This window comes from Mesorhizobium sp. M7A.F.Ca.MR.245.00.0.0 (genome assembly GCF_003997415.1).
Taxonomy (GTDB): Bacteria; Pseudomonadota; Alphaproteobacteria; order Rhizobiales; family Rhizobiaceae; genus Mesorhizobium.
Map to the genome: position 1 here is coordinate 57584 of NZ_RZTE01000028.1, position 23402 is coordinate 80985.

At 64.1% G+C, this 23402-nt stretch carries 26 protein-coding genes; 12 read left to right on the forward strand and 14 right to left on the reverse strand.

Annotated features, from left to right (window positions below; all coding sequences use genetic code 11):
• Window positions 1–107: 107 nt before the first annotated feature.
• On the forward strand, window positions 108–383 hold the full coding sequence (locus EOB80_RS24165; RefSeq protein ID WP_127267328.1) for a hypothetical protein: 276 nt from the start codon (window positions 108–110) through the stop codon (window positions 381–383).
• A gap of 88 nt (window positions 384–471) precedes the next feature.
• Here the strand turns inward: EOB80_RS24165 and EOB80_RS24170 are convergent, their stop codons facing one another.
• Window positions 472–843, reverse strand: a complete 372-nt coding sequence (locus EOB80_RS24170; protein WP_127330213.1) for a hypothetical protein — start codon at window positions 841–843, stop codon at window positions 472–474.
• A 204-nt stretch (window positions 844–1047) separates the two neighbouring features.
• Here EOB80_RS24170 and EOB80_RS24175 point away from each other — a divergent pair, with 204 nt between their 5' ends.
• The 3 genes from EOB80_RS24175 (at window position 1048) to EOB80_RS24185 (ending at window position 5530) form a co-directional block, all read left to right on the forward strand.
• On the forward strand, window positions 1048–3717 hold the full coding sequence (locus EOB80_RS24175; protein WP_127330215.1) for a DNA translocase FtsK: 2670 nt from the start codon (window positions 1048–1050) through the stop codon (window positions 3715–3717).
• A gap of 152 nt (window positions 3718–3869) precedes the next feature.
• Entirely contained in the window at window positions 3870–4553 is a 684-nt protein-coding gene (locus tag EOB80_RS24180; RefSeq protein WP_127330241.1) for an outer membrane lipoprotein carrier protein LolA, read from the forward strand.
• Window positions 4554–4723: 170 nt separating this feature from the next.
• Window positions 4724–5530: an exodeoxyribonuclease III gene (locus EOB80_RS24185; protein WP_127267331.1), complete on the forward strand. Its 807-nt coding sequence runs from the start codon at window positions 4724–4726 to the stop codon at window positions 5528–5530.
• A 28-nt stretch (window positions 5531–5558) separates the two neighbouring features.
• On the opposite strand, the gene EOB80_RS24190 is transcribed toward EOB80_RS24185, so the two are convergent.
• From EOB80_RS24190 to EOB80_RS24205, 4 genes are all read right to left on the reverse strand, one after another.
• Window positions 5559–6233: a hypothetical protein gene (locus EOB80_RS24190; RefSeq protein WP_127330217.1), complete on the reverse strand. Its 675-nt coding sequence runs from the start codon at window positions 6231–6233 to the stop codon at window positions 5559–5561.
• A gap of 243 nt (window positions 6234–6476) precedes the next feature.
• Window positions 6477–7514: a glycosyltransferase family 9 protein gene (locus EOB80_RS24195; RefSeq protein ID WP_164762700.1), complete on the reverse strand. Its 1038-nt coding sequence runs from the start codon at window positions 7512–7514 to the stop codon at window positions 6477–6479.
• A 180-nt stretch (window positions 7515–7694) separates the two neighbouring features.
• Window positions 7695–8150, reverse strand: a complete 456-nt coding sequence (locus tag EOB80_RS24200; protein ID WP_023811239.1) for a cyclic nucleotide-binding domain-containing protein — start codon at window positions 8148–8150, stop codon at window positions 7695–7697.
• A gap of 120 nt (window positions 8151–8270) precedes the next feature.
• The gene (locus EOB80_RS24205; protein ID WP_013528898.1) at window positions 8271–8954 is read right to left on the reverse strand and encodes a response regulator transcription factor; all 684 of its coding nucleotides are present in this window, start codon (window positions 8952–8954) and stop codon (window positions 8271–8273) included.
• A gap of 144 nt (window positions 8955–9098) precedes the next feature.
• Between EOB80_RS24205 and EOB80_RS24210 the strand changes: the two genes are divergently transcribed.
• Window positions 9099–9635: a L,D-transpeptidase gene (locus EOB80_RS24210; RefSeq protein ID WP_174800339.1), complete on the forward strand. Its 537-nt coding sequence runs from the start codon at window positions 9099–9101 to the stop codon at window positions 9633–9635.
• Window positions 9636–9733: 98 nt separating this feature from the next.
• Here the strand turns inward: EOB80_RS24210 and EOB80_RS24215 are convergent, their stop codons facing one another.
• A complete protein-coding gene (locus EOB80_RS24215) occupies window positions 9734–10000 on the reverse strand; it encodes a hypothetical protein (protein ID WP_127330219.1) in 267 nt (88 codons plus the stop codon).
• Between the two features lie 130 nt (window positions 10001–10130).
• On the opposite strand from EOB80_RS24215, the gene gcvA reads away from it, so the two are divergent.
• Window positions 10131–11066 carry a transcriptional regulator GcvA gene (gene gcvA / locus EOB80_RS24220; RefSeq protein WP_127330221.1) on the forward strand — a complete coding sequence of 312 codons (936 nt, stop codon included), beginning with the start codon at window positions 10131–10133 and terminating at the stop codon, window positions 11064–11066.
• Window positions 11067–11170: 104 nt separating this feature from the next.
• Here gcvA and EOB80_RS24225 read toward each other — a convergent pair whose 3' ends face one another.
• From EOB80_RS24225 to tsaD, 6 genes are read right to left on the reverse strand one after another with little or no spacing between them, the layout of a single operon-like run.
• A complete protein-coding gene (locus tag EOB80_RS24225) occupies window positions 11171–11587 on the reverse strand; it encodes a DUF1761 domain-containing protein (protein ID WP_127330223.1) in 417 nt (138 codons plus the stop codon).
• Between the two features lie 50 nt (window positions 11588–11637).
• A complete protein-coding gene (locus EOB80_RS24230) occupies window positions 11638–12336 on the reverse strand; it encodes a methyltransferase (RefSeq protein WP_206516839.1) in 699 nt (232 codons plus the stop codon).
• Window positions 12291–12716 (reverse strand): EVE domain-containing protein, encoded by a 426-nt coding sequence (locus EOB80_RS24235; protein WP_023811233.1) that lies wholly within the window; start codon window positions 12714–12716, stop codon window positions 12291–12293. Before EOB80_RS24235 ends, EOB80_RS24230 begins: the two co-directional genes overlap by 46 nt.
• 37 nt (window positions 12717–12753) lie before the next feature.
• Entirely contained in the window at window positions 12754–13050 is a 297-nt protein-coding gene (locus EOB80_RS24240) for a YciI-like protein (protein ID WP_127269714.1), read from the reverse strand.
• A gap of 32 nt (window positions 13051–13082) precedes the next feature.
• Window positions 13083–14105 carry an NAD(P)H-dependent glycerol-3-phosphate dehydrogenase gene (locus EOB80_RS24245; RefSeq protein ID WP_127330225.1) on the reverse strand — a complete coding sequence of 341 codons (1023 nt, stop codon included), beginning with the start codon at window positions 14103–14105 and terminating at the stop codon, window positions 13083–13085.
• Window positions 14102–15187: a tRNA (adenosine(37)-N6)-threonylcarbamoyltransferase complex transferase subunit TsaD gene (tsaD, locus tag EOB80_RS24250; protein ID WP_206516840.1), complete on the reverse strand. Its 1086-nt coding sequence runs from the start codon at window positions 15185–15187 to the stop codon at window positions 14102–14104. Before tsaD ends, EOB80_RS24245 begins: the two co-directional genes overlap by 4 nt.
• 101 nt (window positions 15188–15288) lie before the next feature.
• Here tsaD and hemC point away from each other — a divergent pair, with 101 nt between their 5' ends.
• The 6 genes from hemC to EOB80_RS24280 all read left to right on the forward strand — a co-directional run bounded on the left by hemC (window position 15289) and on the right by EOB80_RS24280 (window position 21418).
• Window positions 15289–16215, forward strand: a complete 927-nt coding sequence (gene hemC / locus EOB80_RS24255; RefSeq protein ID WP_127330229.1) for a hydroxymethylbilane synthase — start codon at window positions 15289–15291, stop codon at window positions 16213–16215.
• Window position 16216: 1 nt separating this feature from the next.
• On the forward strand, window positions 16217–16933 hold the full coding sequence (locus EOB80_RS24260) for a uroporphyrinogen-III synthase (RefSeq protein ID WP_127330231.1): 717 nt from the start codon (window positions 16217–16219) through the stop codon (window positions 16931–16933).
• A 110-nt stretch (window positions 16934–17043) separates the two neighbouring features.
• The gene (locus EOB80_RS24265) at window positions 17044–18558 is read left to right on the forward strand and encodes a COG4223 family protein (protein WP_127330233.1); all 1515 of its coding nucleotides are present in this window, start codon (window positions 17044–17046) and stop codon (window positions 18556–18558) included.
• Between the two features lie 10 nt (window positions 18559–18568).
• Window positions 18569–20173: a heme biosynthesis protein HemY gene (locus EOB80_RS24270; protein ID WP_127330235.1), complete on the forward strand. Its 1605-nt coding sequence runs from the start codon at window positions 18569–18571 to the stop codon at window positions 20171–20173.
• A 36-nt stretch (window positions 20174–20209) separates the two neighbouring features.
• The gene (locus tag EOB80_RS24275) at window positions 20210–20689 is read left to right on the forward strand and encodes a TerB family tellurite resistance protein (RefSeq protein WP_127268697.1); all 480 of its coding nucleotides are present in this window, start codon (window positions 20210–20212) and stop codon (window positions 20687–20689) included.
• Between the two features lie 15 nt (window positions 20690–20704).
• Window positions 20705–21418 (forward strand): glutamine amidotransferase, encoded by a 714-nt coding sequence (locus EOB80_RS24280; RefSeq protein WP_127330237.1) that lies wholly within the window; start codon window positions 20705–20707, stop codon window positions 21416–21418.
• A 101-nt stretch (window positions 21419–21519) separates the two neighbouring features.
• Here EOB80_RS24280 and EOB80_RS24285 read toward each other — a convergent pair whose 3' ends face one another.
• Both EOB80_RS24285 and EOB80_RS24290 read right to left on the reverse strand, forming a co-directional pair.
• A complete protein-coding gene (locus EOB80_RS24285; RefSeq protein WP_027037386.1) occupies window positions 21520–21828 on the reverse strand; it encodes an NIPSNAP family protein in 309 nt (102 codons plus the stop codon).
• A 54-nt stretch (window positions 21829–21882) separates the two neighbouring features.
• A complete protein-coding gene (locus EOB80_RS24290) occupies window positions 21883–23121 on the reverse strand; it encodes an MFS transporter (protein ID WP_127330239.1) in 1239 nt (412 codons plus the stop codon).
• Between the last annotated feature and the right edge of the window lie 281 nt (window positions 23122–23402).

Sequence of the window (23402 nt, forward strand, 5' to 3'; positions counted from 1 at the left end):
TCGTGTGATCAGGTTTTTTGAGGAAACAACGACCGCTCTGGTTTCGAACTGGGGGGACGATCGTCGTTCTGCCGCTCGTGCCAAACAACAGGGAAGGAAACCATTTCATGAACCTCAAGAATATCTGCCTTGGAGCGCTCGCTCTTTCCATGGTCAGCGGCTTTGCATTTGCCGGCGCTCTGGATGAGCCCGACAACATGGCGCCGTTCTTCACGGATTCCGGCATGAAGACCATGAAGCCGATGGCGGATTTCAAGACCGCTTTCATGGCCATGCCGATGGAAAAGCAGGAAGCGATGAAGAAGGAATGCCAGGATGCGGCGATGAGCAAGCCGTATGCGGAATTCTGCGCTAATGTGCAGGCGCTCGGCGGCGCCAACTGATTTGTCCGGTCGGGCCGAGGCCCGATCTTTGTTCCAAACGACCAATGGCGGGCCCGGCAGTCCGCCATTGTTTCGGCAGGCGGCAGCTCTATCCGCCGGCGCCGTCGTCCATCATGGTGTTCGTCAGCGCTTCATACGCGCTGCTGCATGTCCGGGAATGCGGGCAATTCCTGACGATCAGCACAGGCGCCACTGTCAGGACCGCAGCGATCAAAACCCGCAGGCCGAGGCCTCGCACTGCAAATCCCTTGCCGAAAAGACCTCTGAACAGAAAATACAGGCCTTGTCCGAGGCAGGCTGTGGCGAGGATGTGCAGCAGCGGACCGGTCGCTCTGGCGAAGGGCGTCACATAGCCGTCCGGGAAGCCCACCATGCCGAGTTCGACGAACCAGTGCGAAGCGAGCAGCAAACTGAGCCCTGCCCAGGCCAGTGCCGCCACGCGAAGGAAGATGGGTTGCATGCCTTTACCCAAATTGGCGACCCCCCTTCGCCCACACTCGGCGCCATTCTTCGAGCAGCAAGCGGCTCAACCAGTGGTAACGAGGTTTGATCATCTCAACCTCTTATAGTTAATGCGCCCTTAACCTTCCCACCGATAGTCTGAGACCCGAATCTGCCGGAATGCGCCACGCACCCGGCGAGACCATGACAGACGGGGAAGAGCATGCGTTCAGGGGCTTCAGCACCGCTTGCGCTGGCCGATACGGGGCACGGCATCCAGGCGTTCGCGCGACGTCAGGTCGGGCGGCTGGTCGGCGTCGGCCTGTTCGCGCTGGCCGCCTTTGGCGTTGCCAGCCTTGCCACCTGGAATGTCGCCGATCCGAGTTTTTCCCACGCGACGAACAACACCGTCACCAATGCCATGGGCTATGCGGGTGCCGTGTTCTCCGACCTGGCCATGCAGTTCTTCGGCCTCGCCGCCGTCGCGGCCCTGGTTCCGACGGTCATCTGGGGCTTCCTGCTGTTTTCCGCGCGCGGCGTCGACAGGCTGCCCAAGCGCGGGCTGTCCTGGTTCGGCTTCGCGCTGCTGGCCGCGGCGATGGTCGGCTGCGTTGTGCCGCCCAAGACCTGGCCGCTGCCCACCGGCCTCGGCGGCGTGTTTGGCGACATGGTGCTGAAGATCCCCGGCGTCGTCATCGGCGGCTATCCGACCGGGCTGATCGCCAGCATCATCGCCATCCTGCTGGCCGCACCCGCACTGTGGCTCTTCGCCCATGGCTCGGCGCTGATCGGACGCAAGAACGGCTTCGCCGTGATGGAGGACGAGCCCGCTGCCGATCCGCGCGACGACGACCTTTTGTTCGACAATGACGAGGACGAAGGCGACGAGGGCATCCTGGCGCTCGGCGCCATCACCCATTGGTGGCTGTCGCTGCGCGCGTGGATGCACCGCCGTGCCGTGCGCCGCAGGCAGGAGCGGGACGAGTACGAGCCGGAGATGGAGCAGCGCTCCACCGCCTGGCGCCGCGCCGCCGAACGGGTCGAATCGGCGGAGTTTGCCGAGCAGCGGATGAGCCAGGATGGCCGTGCCCGCGTCGAGCCCGAATTCTTCGCCGCCATGGTCAATGACCGCAGCGCCTCGCTCGACCCCGACGATGCCGACATCTTCGACGACCGCTTCGACAATCCAGGCGAGGATGCCGATTTCGACGATGAACCTGTCGTGCAACGCCGCGGCGCGCCGACCGCCAAGGTGCAGCCGTTCCGCTCCGACGCAGCCACCCGCGTCGAGGCGCCGGCGGCGCGCCCCGTGCCCGGCGCCCGCGTCCAGCGCGAGGCCCAGACATCGCTGATCGACTCGGAAAAATTCGAAATGCCGTCGCTCCACTTCCTCTCCGAGCCGAAGAACGTGGTGCGCGACGCCAGCCTGTCCAAGGACGCGCTGGAACAGAACGCCCGCCTGCTCGAAGGCGTGCTGGAGGACTTCGGCGTCAAGGGCGAGATCATCGCCGTCCGTCCCGGTCCGGTGGTCACACTCTATGAGCTCGAACCGGCGCCCGGCATCAAATCGTCACGCGTCATCGGCCTGTCCGACGACATTGCGCGCTCGATGAGCGCCATCGCCTGCCGCGTCGCCGTGGTGCCCGGCCGCAACGCCATCGGCATCGAACTGCCGAACGCCAAGCGCGAGACCGTCTATCTCAGAGAGATTCTGGCCAGCCGTGACTTCGAGACGACGAAGGCCAAGCTGGCGCTGGCGCTGGGCAAGACCATCAATGGCGAGGCGGTCATCGTCGACATCGCCAAGATGCCGCACGTGCTGGTCGCCGGCACCACCGGCTCGGGCAAGTCGGTCGCCATCAACACCATGATCCTGTCGCTGCTCTACCGGCTGAAGCCGGAAGAATGTCGGCTGATCATGATCGATCCGAAAATGTTGGAACTTTCGGTCTATGACGGCATCCCGCATCTGCTCACGCCCGTCGTCACCGATCCGAAGAAGGCCGTGGTGGCGCTGAAATGGACCGTGCGCGAGATGGAGGACCGCTACCGCAAGATGTCCAAGGTCGGCGTGCGCAACATCGACGGCTTCAACGCCCGCGTCAGCCAGGCGGACAAGAAGGGCGAGAAGATCTCGCGCACCGTGCAGACCGGCTTCGACCGCCAGACCGGCGAGGCGATCTACGAGACCGAGAACCTCGACCTCGAGCCGATGCCCTACATCGTCGTCATCATCGACGAGATGGCCGACCTGATGATGGTCGCCGGCAAGGACATCGAAGGTGCCGTGCAGCGCCTGGCGCAGATGGCGCGCGCCGCCGGCATCCATGTCATCATGGCAACGCAGCGGCCGTCGGTCGACGTCATCACCGGCACCATCAAAGCCAATTTCCCGACCCGCATCTCCTTCCAGGTGACGTCGAAGATCGACAGCCGCACCATTCTGGGCGAGCAGGGCGCCGAGCAGCTGCTCGGCATGGGCGACATGCTCTACATGGCCGGCGGCGGCCGCATCCAGCGCGTGCACGGCCCGTTCGTCGCCGACGAAGAGGTCGAGAAGATCGTTGCGCATCTGAAGCTGCAGGGCGTGCCGGAATATCTCGACGCCATCACCGAGGATGATGGCGAGGACGACGACGAGCCGTCGGGCAAGGGTGGGTCCGGTGGCGGCAACAGCAATTTCGAGGATTCCGACGATCCCTACGATCAGGCGGTCTCCGTGGTGCTGCGCGATGGCAAGGCCTCGACCAGCTATATCCAGCGCCGGCTGGGCATCGGCTATAACCGCGCCGCCTCGATCATCGAGAAGATGGAAAAGGAAGGTATCGTCGGCCCGGCCAACCATGCCGGCAAGCGCGAGATCCTGGTGCCGACCGAAGAGGACAAGTTCTGACCAGAAAGCCTGACCTTTGTGACATCCCGGGTCCGGCAACCTTGAACCTTTCAAGGCGTTGAAGCGACCAAGGGACGCCTGACCCGCCAAATTTCAGCCTAACTGGGGGTCCAAGCACAGATCAACTCAGGAATCAGATGAGAGTGACCGACATGAAAAACGATCTTTCAGCGCTCAGCACATTTGCTCCATCCCGGCGTCAGTTGCTGGGCCTCGGCCTGGCGTTTGCGGGGGCGGCAGCCTTCAACGCGGTGCCCGGCTTCCAGGTGCTGGCTTCGGCGCAGGCGGCTGTGCCGACCGCTGCGCAGAAGATCGCCGACCACTTTTCGTCGGTCAAATCGATGAGCGGCGAATTCGTGCAGTTCGGCCCCAAGGGCGAGCAGACCGGCGGCAAGTTCTTCCTCGAACGGCCAGGCAAGATCCGCTTCAACTACGACGGCTCTTCAAACTTCCGGGTGATTTCAGACGGCCAGTCGGTGGTCATCCTGAACAAGAGGCTCAACACGTCCGATCTCTACCCGCTGTCGAAGACACCCTTGAAGCTGCTGCTCGACACCAGGATCGATCTCTCCGGCGACCGCGTCAAAAGCGTCAAGCAGGAGGATGACCTCACCACCATCCAGCTCGCCGACAAATCGGTGTTCGGCAATTCGAAGATCACCATGATGTTCGATCCGAAAACCTTCGACTTGCGGCAGTGGACGATCACCGACGCGCAGGGCAAGGATACGACGGTGATGATCTTCAACACCAAGGAAGGCGTCAGCTTCGCGCCGGATACTTTCGCCATTGACTACACGGCGAACCGCGAGCTCAACACCAACAAGGCGCGCTAGGCCAATCGCACCAATAGCTGTGGAAAGCGCCGGGTCACGCCTCAGCGGGCGTGGCCCGGCTTGTTTTTGCGGCTTGCGGCTGGCAGTTTCCCGGACTGACTCCGTCGAAAGGCGTCTTCCCCGCCGGGGCCCATCGGTTCTGGCCGGTCGCACGCTGTCCTGGATTGCCAATGCCCTTTTCCATCGCCACCTGGAACATCAACTCCGTTCGCCTGCGCATGCCGATCGTCGAGCGCCTGCTCGTCGAGCATGCGCCCGACGTGCTGTGCCTGCAGGAAACCAAGGTTCCCGACGAGCTGTTCCCCGAAAAGGCTTTCCGCAAGCTCGGCTACGAGCACATCGCCTTCCATGGCCAGAAGGGCTACCACGGCGTAGCAACCGTGGCGCGGCGGCCGATCGAGGTGGTCGAAAAGCGACGCTTTTGCGAGATAGAGGACAGCCGGCACCTCTCGGTGACGGTGCGGGCCGGCGGCAAGGCGATCCTGCTCCACAATTTCTACGTTCCGGCGGGCGGCGACGAACCGGATCCCGTCATCAACAGGAAGTTCAAGCACAAGCTCGACTTCGTCGCCGAGATGAATGCCATCCGGGCAGAACATGACGAGGTGTCCGGCTCGGTGCTGGTCGGCGACCTCAACATCGCCCCGCTCGAACATGACGTCTGGTCGCACAAGCAATTGCTCAACGTGGTCAGCCACACGCCGATCGAGACGGAAAATTTCGAGGCGATGCGCCGCGCCGGCGACTGGGTCGACCTGATGCGGCTCAACGTGCCGCATGAGCAGAAGCTCTACACCTGGTGGAGCTATCGCGCGCAGGATTGGGAGCTGTCCAATCGCGGCCGTCGTCTCGACCACGTCTGGTCGTCGCCAAACCTGGTGCCCAGCTTTTCCGGCTACGAAATCCTGCGTCCGGCGCGCGGCTGGGAGCGCCCGTCGGACCATGTGCCTGTGATCGCGCGGTTCGATCTGGACTAGCCTGGTCGAAGATGCGGGCCTGCGGCAGTCAGTCGGGAGAGGTGGAGTCGGCTGGATCCACCCACGGACGGCCCAATCGTGTCACCATCGCCGCGTACCCAACGGCACCTGCCGCCCAAAGGAAGATGCCAAGCTCTTTGACGACGTCTTCGGCGATGGCTGCCGCAGAACCAGGGGTGGGAAACAGATCTCCGATCTGGTCGATGGATGCCGACAGCGCGAGCAGGAAGCCTGCGGCCACAAAGACGATCGTGCCGTCGAATGTCTTCCGTCGCAGCCGAAAAAACCAGAACAACCCGGTGGCGGCGTAGACAATCATCGCAACGATCTCTGGTATCGCAACAATGGGGAGCACGTCCTCATGGATCAACAACAGGTCATCGAGCCCCAGGAACAGGGTAAGGCCGCCGAGAAACGTGCAATCCCATCGGTGCGTGAGCAGGCCAGCAAACAGGGTCACCGCGCCGGAGCCGATCCACAGTGAAGCACCCAGGGACGAAATCCACCCTGTATAGAAGCCGACTTCGGCGACCGCAGATGGATCTCGATAAAAGATCCAAGCGTCCAGACCACGAATCTGCGCAACGAACAGAGCGGCTAAGAGCATCGCGACGTTAATCGCCGTCGCCGCCAGTATGACCAAGCGCCAGGCTATCGTCCATTCGCCGCCGTGCTTTGTGTTCAGCGCGTTGTTCTCTGGCATTTGCTATTCTCATTGAGGACTGAGAGGAACTCCATCGGAACCAAAGTACGACAGCCGCCAGATCTGCCGCCGAGAACTCCGCCTGCATTGTGCCGGTGGTCACCATGGTTGCAGCGCTTCGCCCCACCGAACCCATTGTACCATGGCGTCGATGTTCAGGTGAGGCTGGCCTGCAAATGGCCGACCTCAATCTCAACGCGCTTCGAAGCGCGACCAAATGAATTCAAGTTCAAACGGCGCGCTTCAAGTCTTCATGCATGTCGTTGTCGCGAAATTGCTGGGCTGACAGTTTGCGAGATCCGGCAGATGGGGATGGTCGCGGCGGCGCGTCGCCAGCATGCGTTGCGCCGCTTCGATGATTGTCCGCGCAGGCACATTGGCGACCAGACCGGTCGGACTGGCATGGCGGGATTCGATCACGTCCACGCAGTTCGAAAGCGGCCTCCAACGGGCCATGTTGGCGCCGCCACTGAGGATAACCATCGGCGTCATCACGGTTGCCATGAGATGTGCGGTACCGCCTTCGGCGCCGATGTAAAGATCGGCAAACTCGCCGAGCGCCAGCAAGATGTCACCGATATCGACACCTTCGATCGCGGCGGAATCGACAAGCCGCAGCTTCGGCACGCGCTGAGCCAGTTCAGCCATATCGGGACCATCGCCTGGGGTTTTCACATAGAGAAGGTTCGCCCCGTCGGCGATCAGGCTGTCGGCGATCGCGGCAACCTGATCCGCCGACATGCGCTTGCTGGCGCTGCCGTGCGCAGCGATAATGATCAACGGAGCCTGCTTGCCGTCCGCAAGGCTCCTGGCCGCCGCTCGCGCGGCCGGGCCCGGCTCCAGCCGATGATCGAAAGGCAGCCGCTTGCCGGCAAGGCGTTCGATGAGGCGGTGGTAGCGCCAGGCATTGTGCCCGGGTCGTGCTTCAGGCCTTTGGCCCAGGCGCCAGGAAAGGGCGAAAGCCGGAAAGTTTGCCTCATAGGCGATGCCGCGGCCGAGCAGTGATGCCGAGGCTTGAAGCAGCCAACGCGCCGAGATGCGGAAATCGACAACGGCCAATCGCCCCTCGCCCTTGCGGTGATCGGCGACCAGGCGCGCCAGCGGCGTGCGCACATTGATCGCATCGACCAAATGGCCGGCATGGCGATTGAGGCTATGTTCAAGGGACGACGACCGGGTGGTTCCGTAGACGATGAAACTATCGGGGAATGCCGTTCTGGCGGCGCGCAAAGCCGGAATCCGGATCAATCCGTCGCCGAACGCGTCATTGCGGGAATACAAGATAATCGTCTCGTACCGCCCTGACGGCATGGCTCGCTCCCCCCAGGAGCCTGGTGGTGATGGCGCCTGCTGTGCCGGCCGCCTTCGGGGTGCTTTAGGATTTCACCTCGGGCCTGTCAACGGACCCTGCCGCGCTTCCGCCTTTGGCCGCGAAACGACAGCTTCGAAGGCGGGCAGCCTTCAGCCGGAGAAGCGCGGGGCCAGTTCCTCGATGCGGCGGATCATCGCCTGAAATTCCTCCGAGATGCGCTGGTGGAGCTTGACCGCGATCTCGGGATATTCCTCCAGGATGCGGCGGAACATCTTGCGGCTGAGTCGCATCACTTCCGAATCGATCTCGGCCGAGGCGCTGGTCAACCGGTTGGTGTCGGCGATCAACGCCAGTTCGCTCAGGATTGTGCCGGGGCCTGCCGTGCCAATCGGGATGCGTTCACCACCCTGCTCCCGGTAGAGCACGATGCGCCCACTGACGACGATATAGGCGGAATCGGCCTCGTCGTCCTCGCGATAAAGCTTGTGGTTGGCAATCAGCCTGGTGTTCTCGGCGCCAAAGGCGAGCAGGCGCAATTGTTCCTGCGTGAAGCCCTCGAAGAGCCTCACGGCGGACAGGACGCGGATGTCGTCATCCAGCGCCATCTAGCTATGTCCCCGAACCGACAGTCCGACTCCTCCTCTGCGAGTTCGATCCAAACCACCCTCCAACTGGATCGTACCCGAAAGCGGCCCCGCCCGACCGCTTATTGGATAATGAAATGTTTAAGGAACCAGCTTGTAGCCGCCGCTTTCTGTCACAAGAATTTCCGCATTGGAAGGATCGCGCTCGATCTTCTGGCGCAGCCGGTAGACATGGGTTTCCAGCGTGTGCGTGGTGACACCGGAATTGTAGCCCCATACTTCCTCGAGCAGCACGTCGCGCGTCACCACCTTCTGGTCGGCGCGATAAAGATATTTGATGATCGAGGCTTCCTTCTCCGTCAGCCGCACCTTGCCGCCGCGCGGGTCGAGCAGCAGTTTCTGGCTGGGCTTGAAAGTATAAGGCCCGACCGAGAAGGTGGCGTCCTCGCTCTGCTCATGCTGGCGCAGCTGCGCCCGAATGCGTGCCAGCAGCACGGCAAAGCGGAACGGCTTCGTCACATAGTCGTTGGCGCCGGCCTCGAGACCAAGAATCGTATCCGAATCGGTGTCGTGGCCGGTCAGCATGATGATGGGCGCCTTGTAGCCGCCCTTGCGCAGGATCTTCACCGCTTCGCGGCCATCCATGTCGGGCAGTCCGACGTCCATGATGAGCAGATCGATGAGGCCGCCGCGCGCTGCGGCGACACCTTTTGCCGCAGTCGATTCCTGTAGCACGTCGAACTCCTCGTAAAGGGATAATTGCTCGACCAGTGTGCCGCGCAGGTCGTCATCGTCGTCGACGATCAGTATGGTGCGTGAAGTCATGGATCAATCCGTTGTTTTGAAAAGAAAATTCAGTTGACCGCTGCCTGTTTATGCGGAAGCTGACCGGCGCAACAGCCGTTCACAGTGATTTGTTCCGTGGCACGATCATACAAGAAAAAACACGATCGCAATGCAGCCGGCGCAATTTTGCGAAAAGGGCTGCGTGTGCTGACCGTGCGGGCGAGGCCTGGGCATCCAAGCCAGGGCCTGCTGCAGGCCGGGAAAACGGTGTTTGCCTGTGCGTTGGGGCGCGGTGGCATCTCGGCCGGCAAGCGCGAAGGCGATGGCGCCACGCCGCTGGCCGCGATGCGGATACTGTCGGGGTATTTCCGGGGAGATCAGTTCTCCAGCGGCCGCAGGACCCGTCTGGCGATGACGCCGATCGGGCCCGATCTGGGCTGGTGCGAAGTGCCCGACGACCGCAACTACAACAGGCCGGTCAAGATACCCTATGGCGCCAGCCACGAACGCATGCGGCGCGACGACCGGCTCTACGACGCCTGCCTTGTGCTCGATTGGAACCTGTCGCCGCGCCGGCGCGGGCGCGGCAGCGCCATCTTCTTCCATCTGGCGCGCCCCGGCTTCACGCCGACGCAAGGCTGTGTGGCTGTCACGGCGCAAACCATGGCGCGGCTGCTGCCGCTGCTGTCGGACCGGACGGTGGTGAGGGTGGTGAGATAGTAGGGGAGTAGGCAGTAGGCATTAGGCAGTAGGCAGTAGGCAGTAGGCAGTAGGCTACCTGTCGGCGCTGACTTAAATTTTCCTCTACTGCCTATTTCCTACTGCCTATTCCCTGACCTTCGCGGTCTCTGCCAGCCGATGTCTAGCAGGCCCAGCCGGCCAAGTTCTCTGTCCATTGCGCGAGCGACGTCACGGCGCTCGCCGCCGATATCGCGCAGTTGGCGATCGGAGAGATCCTCGACGTTCTGGTAGGTAATGTCGCGGCGGGCGAGGCGTATCGCGATCCGGGCGTGACGCAGCCAGTCGAGAGTTTCGACCAGCCAGGCCGGGCGGGGTGTCGATGAATTCAAAACGATGATGGACATGGTGTGCTCCGTTCTCCCCGGATATCAAATCCGGCTTGATGATGTTTCGATGGATGGATGATGCCAGATTGAAATCCCTGCGAGAAACGAGTAGTTTTCTCTGGATCATCAAGTTTTATTTGAGGATAGGATGGCTCGTCTTCTGCCCGGGACTCGTGCCTTGAGGACACTGGAAGCAGCGGCCCGGCACCTCAATTTCACCCGTGCCGCCGACGAGCTCGGCCTGACGCCGGCCGCCGTCAGCCATCAGATCAAGGAAATCGAGGATCAACTCGGGCTGGTGCTGTTCACACGCACCAGCCGCACGATCCGGCTCACCGAGGCGGGAACGGTGCTGTTCGACGCCTCGGCCGACGCGCTCGACCTGCTTGGCCGGGCCGTTTCGCGGGCGCAAAAGCTGGCGCGCGGCAGCGCCCTTTTGAAGGTAACGCTCGACGCGCAGTTCGCGTCAAAATGGCTGATGCGACGCGTCGACGATTTTCGCAAGCATCACCCCGATATCGAATTGCGATTCGACATTGCCTATGAAGTGCGGGATTTCGAACTCGATGACATCGATGTCGGCATCCGTTTCGGCGCCGGCAAATATCCGGGTCTTCGCACCCACCGGCTGTTCGACAACATCCTCATTCCGGTGTGCAGCCCGAGCCTCTTGACGTCCGGTCCGCCGCTGCGTGAGCCGCGCGACCTCTTCAACCACACGCTTGCGCATATCGAATGGTCGCGGCAAGGCGTGACGTGGCCGAACTGGCGGATGTGGATGGCCGCGGCCGGCATCACTGATTTCGACGACAGCCGGACCGTCGTCTTCGGCAACTCCACGGATGCCGTCCAGGCAGCGCTCGACGGCAATGCCGTTGCGCTCGCCGATTTCGCCATGGTGGCGAACGACCTTTCCCAGGGCAGGCTGGTGCAGCCTTTCGAACTCGGCCTGCGGGTGGCGCCCGAGTTCGCCTACTTCCTGGTCTATCCCGAAAATACCGCCGACGATCCACGCATCGTCGCCTTTCGCGAATGGATGCTCGAGGAAGTCGCCAAGACGCGGACCACGGACAAAGGGCAGTAGGACAGTAGGACAGTAGGACAGTAGGGCAGTAGGGCAGTAGGGCAGTATGGATAGGCGTCGGTGCCGTCTGCCCCCTACTGCCTTACTGCCCTACTGCCTTTGATTCAGCTTGCCGCCGCGCCGAACCAGCCGATCACGGCGCCGATGATCAGCAGCACGCCGAGCCAGTGGCCGCCGTCGATGAGGGTCAGGTCCCAGCCGAAATTCTCGTAGCGATGGTTGACCGAGAGCGTCGTGGCGACGAAACCCAGCCAGAGCACGAAGCCGAAGACTAGTCCGGCGATCCATGTCGGCTCGCCGCCGGTCATCGCGCCGACGACCAGGGCCAATATGGTGGCCATGACCAGTTCGGCGATGAAGCTGATGACGAAGGGCAGCGGCGACTTCTTCATCGTCGCCGGATCGAGCTTGGCGGCCTTCAGCCACGCCTTGCTCAGGCCCATGTACCAGGCGGCGCCGAACAGCCATGCGACGATCGCGGCGGCGACCACCGCCAGCCAGTTCACTGCTGAAAAATCCATGAGCTCCCCCTCTGATCTGTATGTGATGGAACGCCTGTTCGGCGATCGCGTCAAGCGAACCGCCAGACCGTCGTGCACTTGACCAGCGCATCCTCCAGCGCCCGCGTGACGGCCACTTCATACACAGAAAGCGGCTCCAGCCCTGCCTTCGGCAGATACGACCGTCCGGGATCGCCGATGAGGATCTCAGCGCCGCGCGCCTTCAGCGTTGCGAACCATGGCATCAGCCGGTCCGCGAAAGATTTGTCGTAGAAAACATCACCGGCCAGGACCACGTCCCAACCTGCATCGGTGCCGATGCAATCCGTGCCGAGGAATTCGGTCCCGACACCGTTGATGTCGCTGTTGAGCCGGATCGCGGTGGCACAGAACGGATCGATGTCGGCTGCGGTCACCTTGGCGGCACCTGCCTTGGCGGCAGCGATGGCGACAAGGCCGGAGCCGGAAGCGAAGTCGAGCACACGCTTGCCCCGCGCCGTGCCGGGATTGTCCAGGACATAGCGGGCAAGGCCCTGGCCGCCGGCCCAGGCAAAGGCCCAAAAAGGCGGTGGCAGGCCGATCTCGACCAGCTCATCCTCGGTCCGCTGCCACAAATCATGCGCTTCGTCGGCAAGATGAAGCAGGATCTCCGGGACGTGCGGCGGCGCCATCAGCGCCGTGTTGTCGAGAATGAATTGCCTCGCGCTGTTGGGCGTCAGCGCCGTCACGGAGCCGGCGTCAAGCCGCCCATGCGGCAGACTTCCTTCCATTCGGCCGGCGTCACCGGCTGCACGGAAAGCCGGCCGAGCCGCACCAGCGCCATGTCGGCAAGCTTCGGATTGGCCTTGACCTGCTCCAGCGTCGGCGGGTTCGGCACATCCCTTACGGCGCGGATGTCGACGCATTCCCAGCGCGGATCGTCCGAGGTGGTGTCGGGATGGGCAAGCGCGCAGACTTCAGCGATGCCGACGACGTTCAGCCCCTCGTTGGAATGGTAGAAGAAGCCGAGATCGCCGATCTGCATCGCCTTCATGTTGTTGCGCGCGGCGTAGTTGCGCACGCCGTCCCATTGCGTGCCGGCCTTGCCCTTGGCCTTCAGCATCTCGAAGGAGAACTTGAATGGCTCGGATTTGAACAGCCAGTAGTTCATGTCTTTCTCCTCCTTGGAATCGCGCGGGCGACCGGGATTAACTAGCCGCCGGCTTGTTGAACGTCCAGTTCCACGGGCGGATTTCGACGCTTTCGAACAGCCCGGCCTTGGCGTAGGGGTCGGCGGCCGAAAGAGCCTGGGCGCCAGCCAGGTCGGACGCTTCGACGACCACGAGGCTGCCATTGGGCTTGCCCTCGGCATCAAGGAACGGACCGGCGAAGGCCAGCTTCTTGTCGCCGTTCAACCCTTCGAGAAAGGCGATATGCTCGGGCCGCGTGTCGAGGCGCACCTGCAGGCTTCCGGGCTTGTCCTTGCAAATCACAGCAAACAGCATCTTTTTCTCCTGATCGTTCAAAGTCGTGGGGATCAATCGTTGGTTTCGGTCTTCAGCGGCCGGGTCATCAAGGCCGTCACAGCCTGCCGGACGGTGATGGCACCCTCCAGTATGGCGGCGACGGCGGCAATGATCGGCGCGTCGATGTTGCGCTCGGTGGCGATGCGGGCAGCGATCGCCGCCGTCGGCACGCCTTCGGCGAGCGGCAATCCGGCAAGCGGCTTGCCTTGGCCGAGCGTCAGGCCATAGGCGAAATTGCGCGACTGGGTGGACGAGCAGGTCAGCAGCAGGTCGCCAAGGCCGGACAGCCCCATCAGCGTTTCGGGCCTGGCGCCGAAGGCAGCGCCGATTCGGCGCAGCTCGACAAAGCCGCGCGTCACCATGGCGGCCTGGGCGCTGGCACCGAGACCCGCGCCAGTGACGGCACCTGCGGCAATGGCAAAGACGTTCTTCAAGGCGCCGCCGATCTCGACGCCGATCAGGTCGTCGTTCGAATAGCAGCGCAGGTTTTCGGCGGAAAAGCGGGCGGCGAGATCGGCGGCCAATGCCTCGTCGCGGGCAGCGACCACAACGGCCGTCGGCAGGCCGCGGGCGACGTCGGTGGCGAAGCTCGGACCCGACAGAGCGGCAACCGGATTGAGCGGCAGGATTTCTTCGACGATCGCCGACAGCAAGGCGCCGGTCTCGCTTTCGATGCCCTTGGCGCACAGAACCAGCGGGACACCGGCTGGCATATGGTCCTTCGCTGCCGCCAGCGTAGTCCGCAGCGACTGGGCCGGCGTCACCGCCAGCACGCAGTCGGCACCGTCGAGCGCGGCCTGGATGTTGCTCGTCGCCACGATGCCGGGCTGGAGCGTAATGCCCGGCAGATAGCGTGGATTTTCGCCACGGTCGATCGCGGCGACGGTCTCCGGGTCGCGCGCGTAAAGGCGAACGAAATGCCCGGCGCGCAGCATGGCCAAGGCCAAGGCAGTGCCCCAGGCGCCGCCGCCGAGCACGGCAACGCGCCAGCCGGTTGGCGCGGTGTCGTTGCCGCTCATTGCCCGCTCGTTCATGCCTTGGCTCCGCGCCGGCCGGAGCCGACCATCGGCGCCGAGATGCTGTCCAGCGGCCAGCGCGAGCGCGGCACGAAATCGAAGCCGTTCTCCTGCGCCATGCCGGTGCGCAGCCGCTCGATGCCGGCCCAGGCGATCATCGCCGCATTGTCGGTGCAGAGCTTCAGCGGTGGTGCAATGAAGGTGAAGCCGGTCTCGGCACAGAGTCGCTCCAGCATGATCTTGATCGTGCGGTTGGCGGCGACACCACCGGCAACGACGAGGGCCGGGTTTTTCGTGCCGGGAAATGTCTCGCGAAAGCGCGTCAGCGCGCGGGAGACGCGGTCGGCCAGCGCATCGGCCACCGCCGCCTGGAACGAAGCGCAGATGTCGGCGACGTCCTGGTCGCTCAGCGGCGCAATGGCGCTCGCCGCCTGGCGCACGGCGGTCTTGAGGCCGGAGAAGGAGAAGTCGGGCTGGGCCGAGCCCTTCATCGGGCGCGGAAAGGCAAAGCGCGAGGCATTGCCGGCCTGTGCCGCCTTCTCGACATTCGGTCCGCCGGGATAGGGCAGGCCAAGCATCTTGGCGGTCTTGTCGAAGGCTTCGCCGAGCGCGTCGTCGATGGTCGTTGCCCAGCGCTGATAATCGCCGACGCCGCGCACGGCGACGATTTGCGTATGGCCGCCGGAGACCAGCAGCAAGAGATAGGGAAAGTCGAGCCCGTCGGTCAGCCTTGCGGTCAGCGCATGGCCTTCGAGGTGGTTGATGGCGATCAGCGGCTTGTTCGCCGCCGCGGCGATCGCCTTGGCGGTCATCAGCCCGACGATCAGCCCGCCGACAAGGCCGGGGCCGGCGGTGGCGGCAATCGCGTCGATATCGGCGATCGCTGTGCCCGAATCGGCAAGCGCCGCCTCGATGATGCCGTCCAGCGCCTCGACATGGGCGCGCGCGGCGATTTCCGGCACGACACCCCCGAAAGCGGCATGTTCCTCGATCTGGCTGAGCACGATGTTGGACAGGATTTTTGGCGCGGCGTCGCCGTCGATGGCCACCACGCTGGCGGCGGTCTCGTCACAACTCGTCTCTATGCCCAGCACGCGGATCAATTCGTCGCTGTCCCTAAAGATTGTATCATGGGGCTTTCCCCGTTAGGAGAACCCCGGAAAAGCCTCGCTTGCCGGGGGGTTATCACGGACTGCGCGCCATGCAAACAATCTTGAGAATCGGAACACGTGGCAGCCCGCTGGCGCTGGCACAGGCGCATGAAGCACAGGCGCGGCTGATGGCCGCGCATGACATGCCGGCGGAGGCGTTCGAGGTGGTCGTCATCTCGACCAGCGGCGACCGCATCCAGGACCGGCCGCTGTCGGAAGCCGGCGGCAAGGGCCTGTTCACCAAGGAGATCGAGGAGGCGCTGCTGGCGGGCCGGATCGATATCGCCGTGCATTCGTCGAAGGACATGCCGACGCAACTGCCCGACGGTCTCGAACTCTCGGCCTTCCTGCCGCGAGAGGATGCACGCGACGCCTTTGTCGGCAAGGCGGCGAAGACGATCGCCGAACTGCCGCGCGGGGCGAAAGTCGGCTCGTCGTCGCTGCGGCGGCAAGCGCTGATCCGCCGGATGCGGCCGGATCTCGACGTGGTGATGTTCCGCGGCAATGTGCAGACGCGGCTGCGCAAGCTTGAAGAAGGCGTCGCCGCCGGCACGATCCTGGCCTATGCCGGGCTGAAGCGGCTTGGGCTTGAGCATGTCGTCACCGACCTGATACCGCTCGATGTCTTCCCGCCGGCGCCGGGGCAAGGCGCGATCGGCATCGAAACCCGTATCGGCGACCGCGACGTCGAAAAGATGCTGGCAGCCGTCCATGATGTGCCGACCGGCCAGGCGCTGGCCTGCGAGCGCGCCTTCCTGGCGGCGCTCGATGGCTCCTGCCGCACGCCGATCGCCGGCTATGCGGCGATCGAGGCCGGAAAACTGTCATTCGCCGGGCTGATCATCTCGCCCGACGGCATGCAGTCGCACACGGTCGAGCTGCAGGGGCCGGCGCAAGACGCCGCCCGCATCGGCGGTGAAGCGGCCCGGAGCGTGCGCGCCAAGGCCGGCGAAAAGTTCTTCGACGGCTGGCTCTGAAATGCTTCGCGTCCTGGTGACCAGGCCGGAACCGGGTGCTTCGCGCACAGCGCATCGGCTTGAGGAGACGGGCTTTCAGCCGGTTCTTTTGCCCCTGACCGAAACAAAGGCGTTGCCTGTCGCCGCCGGACTGATCCTGGACGATGCCGTCGCGGTGGCCGTCACCAGCGCCAATGCCGTGCGCCATGCGCCGGAAGAAATCATCGCGACGCTCGCACGCTTGCCTTGCCATGCGGTCGGCAAAAGGACGGCGCAAGCGGCGCGTCGAGCGGGGTTTTTGTCGGTCAGTGAAGGCCCGGGCGATGCGGAGGCGCTGGCCGACAGTCTCGCCGCCGATTTTTCTGGAAAGACGATTGTCTACCTCTGCGGACGCGTGCGTTTTCCGGCGTTCGAACAGAGGCTCGGGACGGCGGGCGTTCGGGTCCACGCCGTCGAGACTTATGACACGCTGACAATGGGGTATTCGGACGAAGTCATCCTCGAACGCCTGTCGGGGCAACCTGCCGACGCGGTGTTGCTCTATTCAGCCAAGGCGGCGGCGGCGATGCAGACCTTGGCAAGACGGCCCGCTCTGCGCGGTCTCTTCGAAAAAACATGGGTTTTTGCGCTTTCCACTCGCATCGCGGCAGCCTTCGACGGTGTCGCCAGCGAAAGAATCCGCATTGCCGCGCAGCCCGACGAGGATGTGCTGCTGGCGCTTTTGCAGGCGCCGCGCTGAGCCGCGTCATCACACCGCCCCTTTTCACCGCTTGGTGATGTGCTAGACCCTTTCTGAACCATCATGCGCCGCTAGGCGTTGAGACGAAGCGAATTGTGCGGAGCCCAGGCATGGTCAAGACGCCGAAGATGCGACACTCGAAAAGCCGCCGCGAGCCGGTGACCATCGATCTCGAGCCGGGCGCCGTCTCACGCATCGCCGACGAGGACGCCGCCAGGCAGGAGGCCCGGACAGACGAGGCGAAGGCCGAGGAAGCAGCGAACGCTTCGCAGCCCGAGGTTCCCGAAGAGCCGGTTCACGCCGACCAGACCGATCTCGAGCCCTGGGAGCATACCGACGCCAAGGCCGAGCCGGAGCAGCCGCCGGCAGCGGCGACAAAGCCCGCTAGCGAGGCCGAGATCCCCTATCCCGGATCGTCCGACGAGCCCGGATCGTCCCACGGTCCCGGATCGTCCGATGCGCCGGCCGGCAAGACCAAAGCTTACGATTACAGTTTCGAGGACGCATCGGCGAAGCGCACGCAAACCGACGGCAACAAGGCGAAACCCGAGACACGCGACGAGAAAATGGCGCCACCCCCTGAAAAGCGCGGCGGCCTCAACGGCGTCGCCGCAGGCATCATCGGCGGCGTCATCGCGCTGGTCGGCGCCGGCGGGCTGCAATTTGCCGGCCTGCTTGGCGCGCCGGGTTCCGGTGCCGGCGTCTCGCTCGATAGCGTCAACGGCGACATCGCCTCGCTGAAGACCGAAATCGCCGGTTTGAAGGACGCCGGCGGCAACGGCGATGGAGCGGCCAAGATGGTCGGCCTGTCCTCGGGCCTTGAACAGGTCAAGGCCGATGTGGCGGCGCTGAAATCGGCTGTCGAGAAAGGTGGAGCAGGCGACGCAGCCGGGGTCGCCGCACTGGGCGACAAGGTCGCGCAGATCGAGACGGCGGTCGCCGCCCTCGGCAAGGCCGGCAGCTCGGCGCCGGTCGATCTCGGTCCGCTCAACGAGAAACTGGCTGGCCTCGACGCGCTGGTGAAGTCGGCCGGCGAGGCTACGACGGCGCAGGAGGGCCGGCTGACAGCGCTGGAGCAGTCTGTGTCGCAGCTGTCCGGCAAGGTCGAGGCGGCGGCGGGGCAGCCGAAGGTCGCGCTTGCCATCGCGGCGTCGGCCTTGAAGGCGGCGCTCGAGCGTGGCGGGCCGTTTTCGGCCGAACTCGAAACCCTCGCGGCAATTTCGCCCGATGCGCCGCAGCTTGCGGCACTGCGCCCCTATGCTGAAAAGGGCGTTCCGACCCGCGCCGAGATCGCATCGCAGGCTGATGCCGCCGCCAATGCGATGGTCACTGCCGCGACGCCCGTCGATGAGAATGCCGGCTTCCTGCAGAATCTGATGTCGAGCGCCGAATCGCTGGTCAAGGTCAGGCCGATCGGCGCCGTCGAAGGCGCCGGCGCACCGGAAACCGTCGCGCGCATGGAGGCGGCGGTCAACCAGGGCGACTACGCGAAGGCACTCAGCGAGTATGAAACGCTGCCCGAGGCCGCAAAGGCCGCTGGCGCGGACTTTGCCGGCAAGCTGAAGGCACGCATCGAGGTCGAAACCCAGGTCGATGCGCTGATCTCGGGCGCGATGAAGGCATGAGGGCAACACAATGATCCGCCTGCTCGCCTTCCTCATCGTCGTTTTCGCGCTCGGGCTGGGCTTTGCCTGGCTGGCCGACCGGCCGGGCGACATGGTCGTCACTTTTAACGGCTATCAATACCAGGTCAGCCTGATGGTGGCGGCGGTGGCCGTCGTTGCCGTGGTCGCCGCGGTGATGATCCTGTGGTGGCTGCTCAAGTCGCTGTGGAACAGCCCCTACACCATCTCGCGCTATTTCCGTGTCCGCCGCCGCGATCGTGGCTATCAGGCGCTGTCGACCGGCATGATTGCCGCCGGCGCCGGTGATGGCGCGCTGGCCCGCAAGAAGACCAAGGAAGCCGCCAAGCTGATCCGTTCCGACCAGGAGCCGCTGATCCACCTGCTGGAAGCGCAGGCGTCGCTGCTCGAAGGCGATCATGAAAGCGCGCGACAGAAATTCGAGAGCATGCTCGACGATCCCGAGATGCGGCTGCTGGGCTTGCGCGGGCTTTATCTGGAAGCCGAACGGCTCGGCGACCGCAACGCCGCCAGGCATTATGCCGGCCGCGCCGCGGTGATGGCGCCGCAGCTGGCCTGGGCGGCGGAATCGACGCTGGAAGAGTTGACCGCGCGCGGCGACTGGGACGGCGCCCTGAAACTGGTCGACGCGCAGAAATCGAAACGGCAGATCGAGCGCGATGCCGCCAACCGCCGCCGCGCCGTGCTGTTGACCGCCAAGGCGCAGGCGCTTGCCGACAGCGACCCCGCCGCCGCCAGGACTGCGGCGATCGAGGCCAACAAGCTACGGCCGGACTTCGCGCCCGCCGCCGTTGCCGCCGCGGCCGCATTGTTCAAGCAGAACGATGTGCGCAAGGGCTCGAAGATACTCGAGGCGGCCTGGAAGGCCGAGCCGCATCCGGAGGTCGCCGAGCTCTATACCCATGCAAGGCCGGGCGACGCCGTGCTCGACCGCCTCACCCGGGCGAAGAAGCTGCAGGAAATGAAGAAAAACCACGCCGAATCGTCGATGACGATGGCGCGCGCCGCGCTCGACGCGCAGGATTTCTCGACCGCCCGCCGCGAGGCCGAGGCGGCGATCCGGATGGACCGCCGCGAGGGCGCCTATCTGCTGCTCGCAGACATCGAGGAGGCCGAAACCGGCGATCAGGGCAAGGTGCGGCAGCTGCTGTCCCGGGCGGTGCGGGCGCCGCGCGATCCGGCCTGGGTCGCAGACGGCGTGGTGTCGGAACGCTGGGCGCCGGTGTCGCCGATCACCGGCCGGCTCGACGCCTTCGAGTGGCGTGCGCCGATGGAGCGTCTCGGCCAGTTGATCGACAGCCATGATGACTTGCCAGCCGATGCGGTGCCGGTCATCGAAGCATTGGCAAAGCCGACGAGCGAAAAAGGGCCGATCGAGGTGATCGATGACGCCGGTGGCGAGACGTCGGCGGGCAAGCAAGCTGAAAGTCGCGAAGAAGATCATGTCAGGCCGATCACGGCAGCGGCCTTCGCCGCGGTGCCGAGCGATGCCGAGGGCGTCGATCCGGCCGAGGAGCTTGCGCGGTTGCCGGACGATCCCGGCGTCGATCCGGACGAGGAAGCGGAGAAATCGCCGCGCCGGTTTCGGCTGTTTTGAGTTGGGCAGGCCGTCAGGCCGTTGGGGTATGGATCTATGTTTGAACGCGTTCTGTCGTTTCTCAGGGATTTGCCGGCCGGCGCTGGCACTCGTGCCAGCACGGACGATCCGCGCATCGCCGCCTCGGCGCTGCTCTACCATGTGATGAATGCCGATGGCGTGCGCCAGGATGTCGAGTGGGAACGGTTCAAGGCGGTGCTGGCGGAGAGCTATTCGATCAGCGGCACGGAACTTGAGGCGCTTGCCGCCGCCGGCGAGCGGGCCGACAATGAGGCGATCGATCTCTATGCCTTCACCAGTGTCCTGAAGCGGCATCTCGATGCCGATGCGCGCAAGGCCTTCATCGGCCTGATGTGGGAAATCGTCTATGCCGACGGCGAGTTGCACGAGCTCGAGGACAACACCGTCTGGCGCGTCGCCGAGCTGATCGGCGTCGAACGCCATGATCGCGTCGAGGCGCGCCGCAAGGCAGCGGCGCACGCGCCCGGCGCCACCGGAACATCGAGCGACGAATAGGATCTTCGCCTTCCCATGCCGCGCCAAACGAGTTCGAAGCCAAAGATACTGATCGTGCTGCATCAGGAGAGTTCGAGCCCGGGGCGTGTCGGCCACATGTTGCTGGAAGAAGGGTTCGACCTCGATATCCGCCGGCCGCCGCTTGGCGACGCCTTGCCCGAAACACTGGACGACCACGCCGGCACGGTGGTGTTCGGCGGCCCGATGAGCGCCAATGACGAGGACGAGTTCGTTCGCCGCGAGACCAACTGGCTGGAAATACCGCTGAGGGAGAACCGGCCATGTCTCGGCATCTGTCTCGGCGCACAGATGCTGGTCAACTATCTCGGCGGCAAGGTCGAAGGACACGGTGAAGGGCTGGTCGAGGTTGGCTGGTATCCCCTGAAAGCGACCGAAGCCGGCAAGCAACTGATGCACTGGCCGGAGATGGTCTATCAGTTCCACCGCGAGGGTTTCTCGCTGCCCAGGGACGCGACGCTGCTGGCGACGGCCGAGACCTATCCCAACCAGGCCTTCCGCTACGGCGACAATGCCTGGGGCATCCAGTTCCATGGCGAACTGACCAGGGTGATGATGCAGCGCTGGGTGGTGCGCGGCGCGCATCGCTTCGAATTGCCCGGTGCCCAGCCCGGCCGCGATCATCTCGGCGGCCGGCTGATCTGGGACATGCATCTCAAGCGCTGGCTGGACGAGTTCCTGCGGATGATTTTCGGCAAGCCGAGCAGATAGCTAATGCATGTCGCCCAAAAGCGACCTCGGTTTTGGGAAAACGACATGCATAAAACAAGACCTAAAGCGCGGCGCGTGAATCTGTTTCGACGCGACGCGCTTTAAGGTTCGAGCACCGGCCGCAGGAAGCTGCGCTCGTAGCTGAGAATGCTGCGATTGCGTTTTTCCATTTCAAACACTTCCTGGCATTCCGGGTCGGCAGCCATACGCTTGCGATAGACCTCGTAGTCGGCGAGGCTCGGGAAGCTGAACATGGCAAAAGCGATATTGCTCGCCCCCTCGCTCGGAAGGAAATAGCCGTGATGGTTTCCGCCGAGGCGGTTGACCAGAGCTATCCAGCGACGGCCATAATCTTCGAACTCGGCAAGCTTGTAGGGGTCGATGACATATTTCAGGTAGCAAGTGATCATGAGAGCTCCTGTGGCACGGGGGCGGGGCATTTTGGCTTGTCAACTGGAGGAAGATCAGTTGCGTCCGTCGAGATGGCGCACCTTGCGCAGTTGCGGGAACAGCACCATCCACAGGCCCGCTACGGCGATGGCGCCGATGCCGCCGATCACCACGGCCGGCACCGTGCCGATCAGCGCGGCCATCGTGCCGGCGCGGAATTCGCCGACCTCGTTGGAGGCGCCGACAAAGACCTGGTTGACGGCGTTGACGCGGCCGCGCACCTCGTCGGGCGTCCACAGCTGAATTAGCGTTTCCCTGATGTAGACGCTGAACATATCGGTGGCGCCAAGGAAGACCAGCGCCACGATCGACAGCCAGGTGATGGTGGAAAGGCCGAACAGCACGGTGAAGGCGCCGAACGAGGCGGCGGCGACCAGCATGATCATGCCCGCGTGGTTGCGAAGCGGATGCCCGGCCAGCCAGATGGCGACGCAAATGGCGCCGATGCTGGGCGCCGAGCGCAGCAGGCCGAGGCCCCAGGGGCCGAGCTGGAGGATGTCGCGTGCATAGACCGGCAGCAGCGCCGAGGCGCCGGACAGGAGCACGGCGAACAGATCGAGCGAGATGGCGCCGAGCACGATCTTCTCGCTCCAGATGTAGCTGAACCCGCCGAGCAGGTGCTGCATCGTCGGCTTTTCCGACTCGGTCCGCTGCGACGGCTTCGGAATGGTGAAGATCAGCAGCCCGGACACGAGCATCAGGACGGCGGCGGTTCCGTAGGCCGCTTCCGGCGACACGCCGTAGAGCAGGCCGCCGGCGACCGGGCCGACGATGGTCGCCGTCTGCCAGGCCGATGAATTCCAGGCGATGGCGTTGGCGAAATCCTGAGGCGGCACCAGATTGGCGAACAGCGAGGCGGAGGCCGGACCGAAAAAGGCGCGGGCGACGCCGAACATGGCAAGCACGCAGAAGATCGGCAGCGGCCCGCTGATACCGCGCAGCGTCAGGAACAGCAGCGCCAGCGCGCACATCGCCTCCACCACGACCGCCAGCGCCATGATCAGGCGGCGGCCGAAGCGATCAGCGACGACGCCGGTGACCAGCACCAGAAGCAGCGACGGCAGGAACTGGACGATGCCGACAAGGCCGAGATCGAGCGGGTCGCGGGTCAAATCGTACATCTGCCAGCCGACCGCGACGGACACGATCATGGTGGCGAATGTGGTGAGGAAACGCGCCGCCCAATAGATCAGGAAGGAGCGATGGCGGAACGCGGCATAGCGCTGGTCCGGCGATATCTGTTCTGCTTTCATGATTTAAAGAGGCCCCGTTCGAATGGCATCAGCTGGCGGGGCACTTCCACGATGGGCGCTGGTCCGGCTGGCGGAACTTTTAGCTCAGTTCGCAGCGGATATGCGTCAAAATCAGTGCTGGATCAAGGAATTTTCAGCCTAAAGCGCGTCGCGACTTTTGAGCGAGATGCATTAGCGCTACTGCGTCATGAGTTTCTGGCCGAACGGAGCAATCGTTGACGTTGGCGCTGCCCCTCACTGTCCTGCCGGACATCCTATAGTGACGGGGAGAGAGGGGCGGG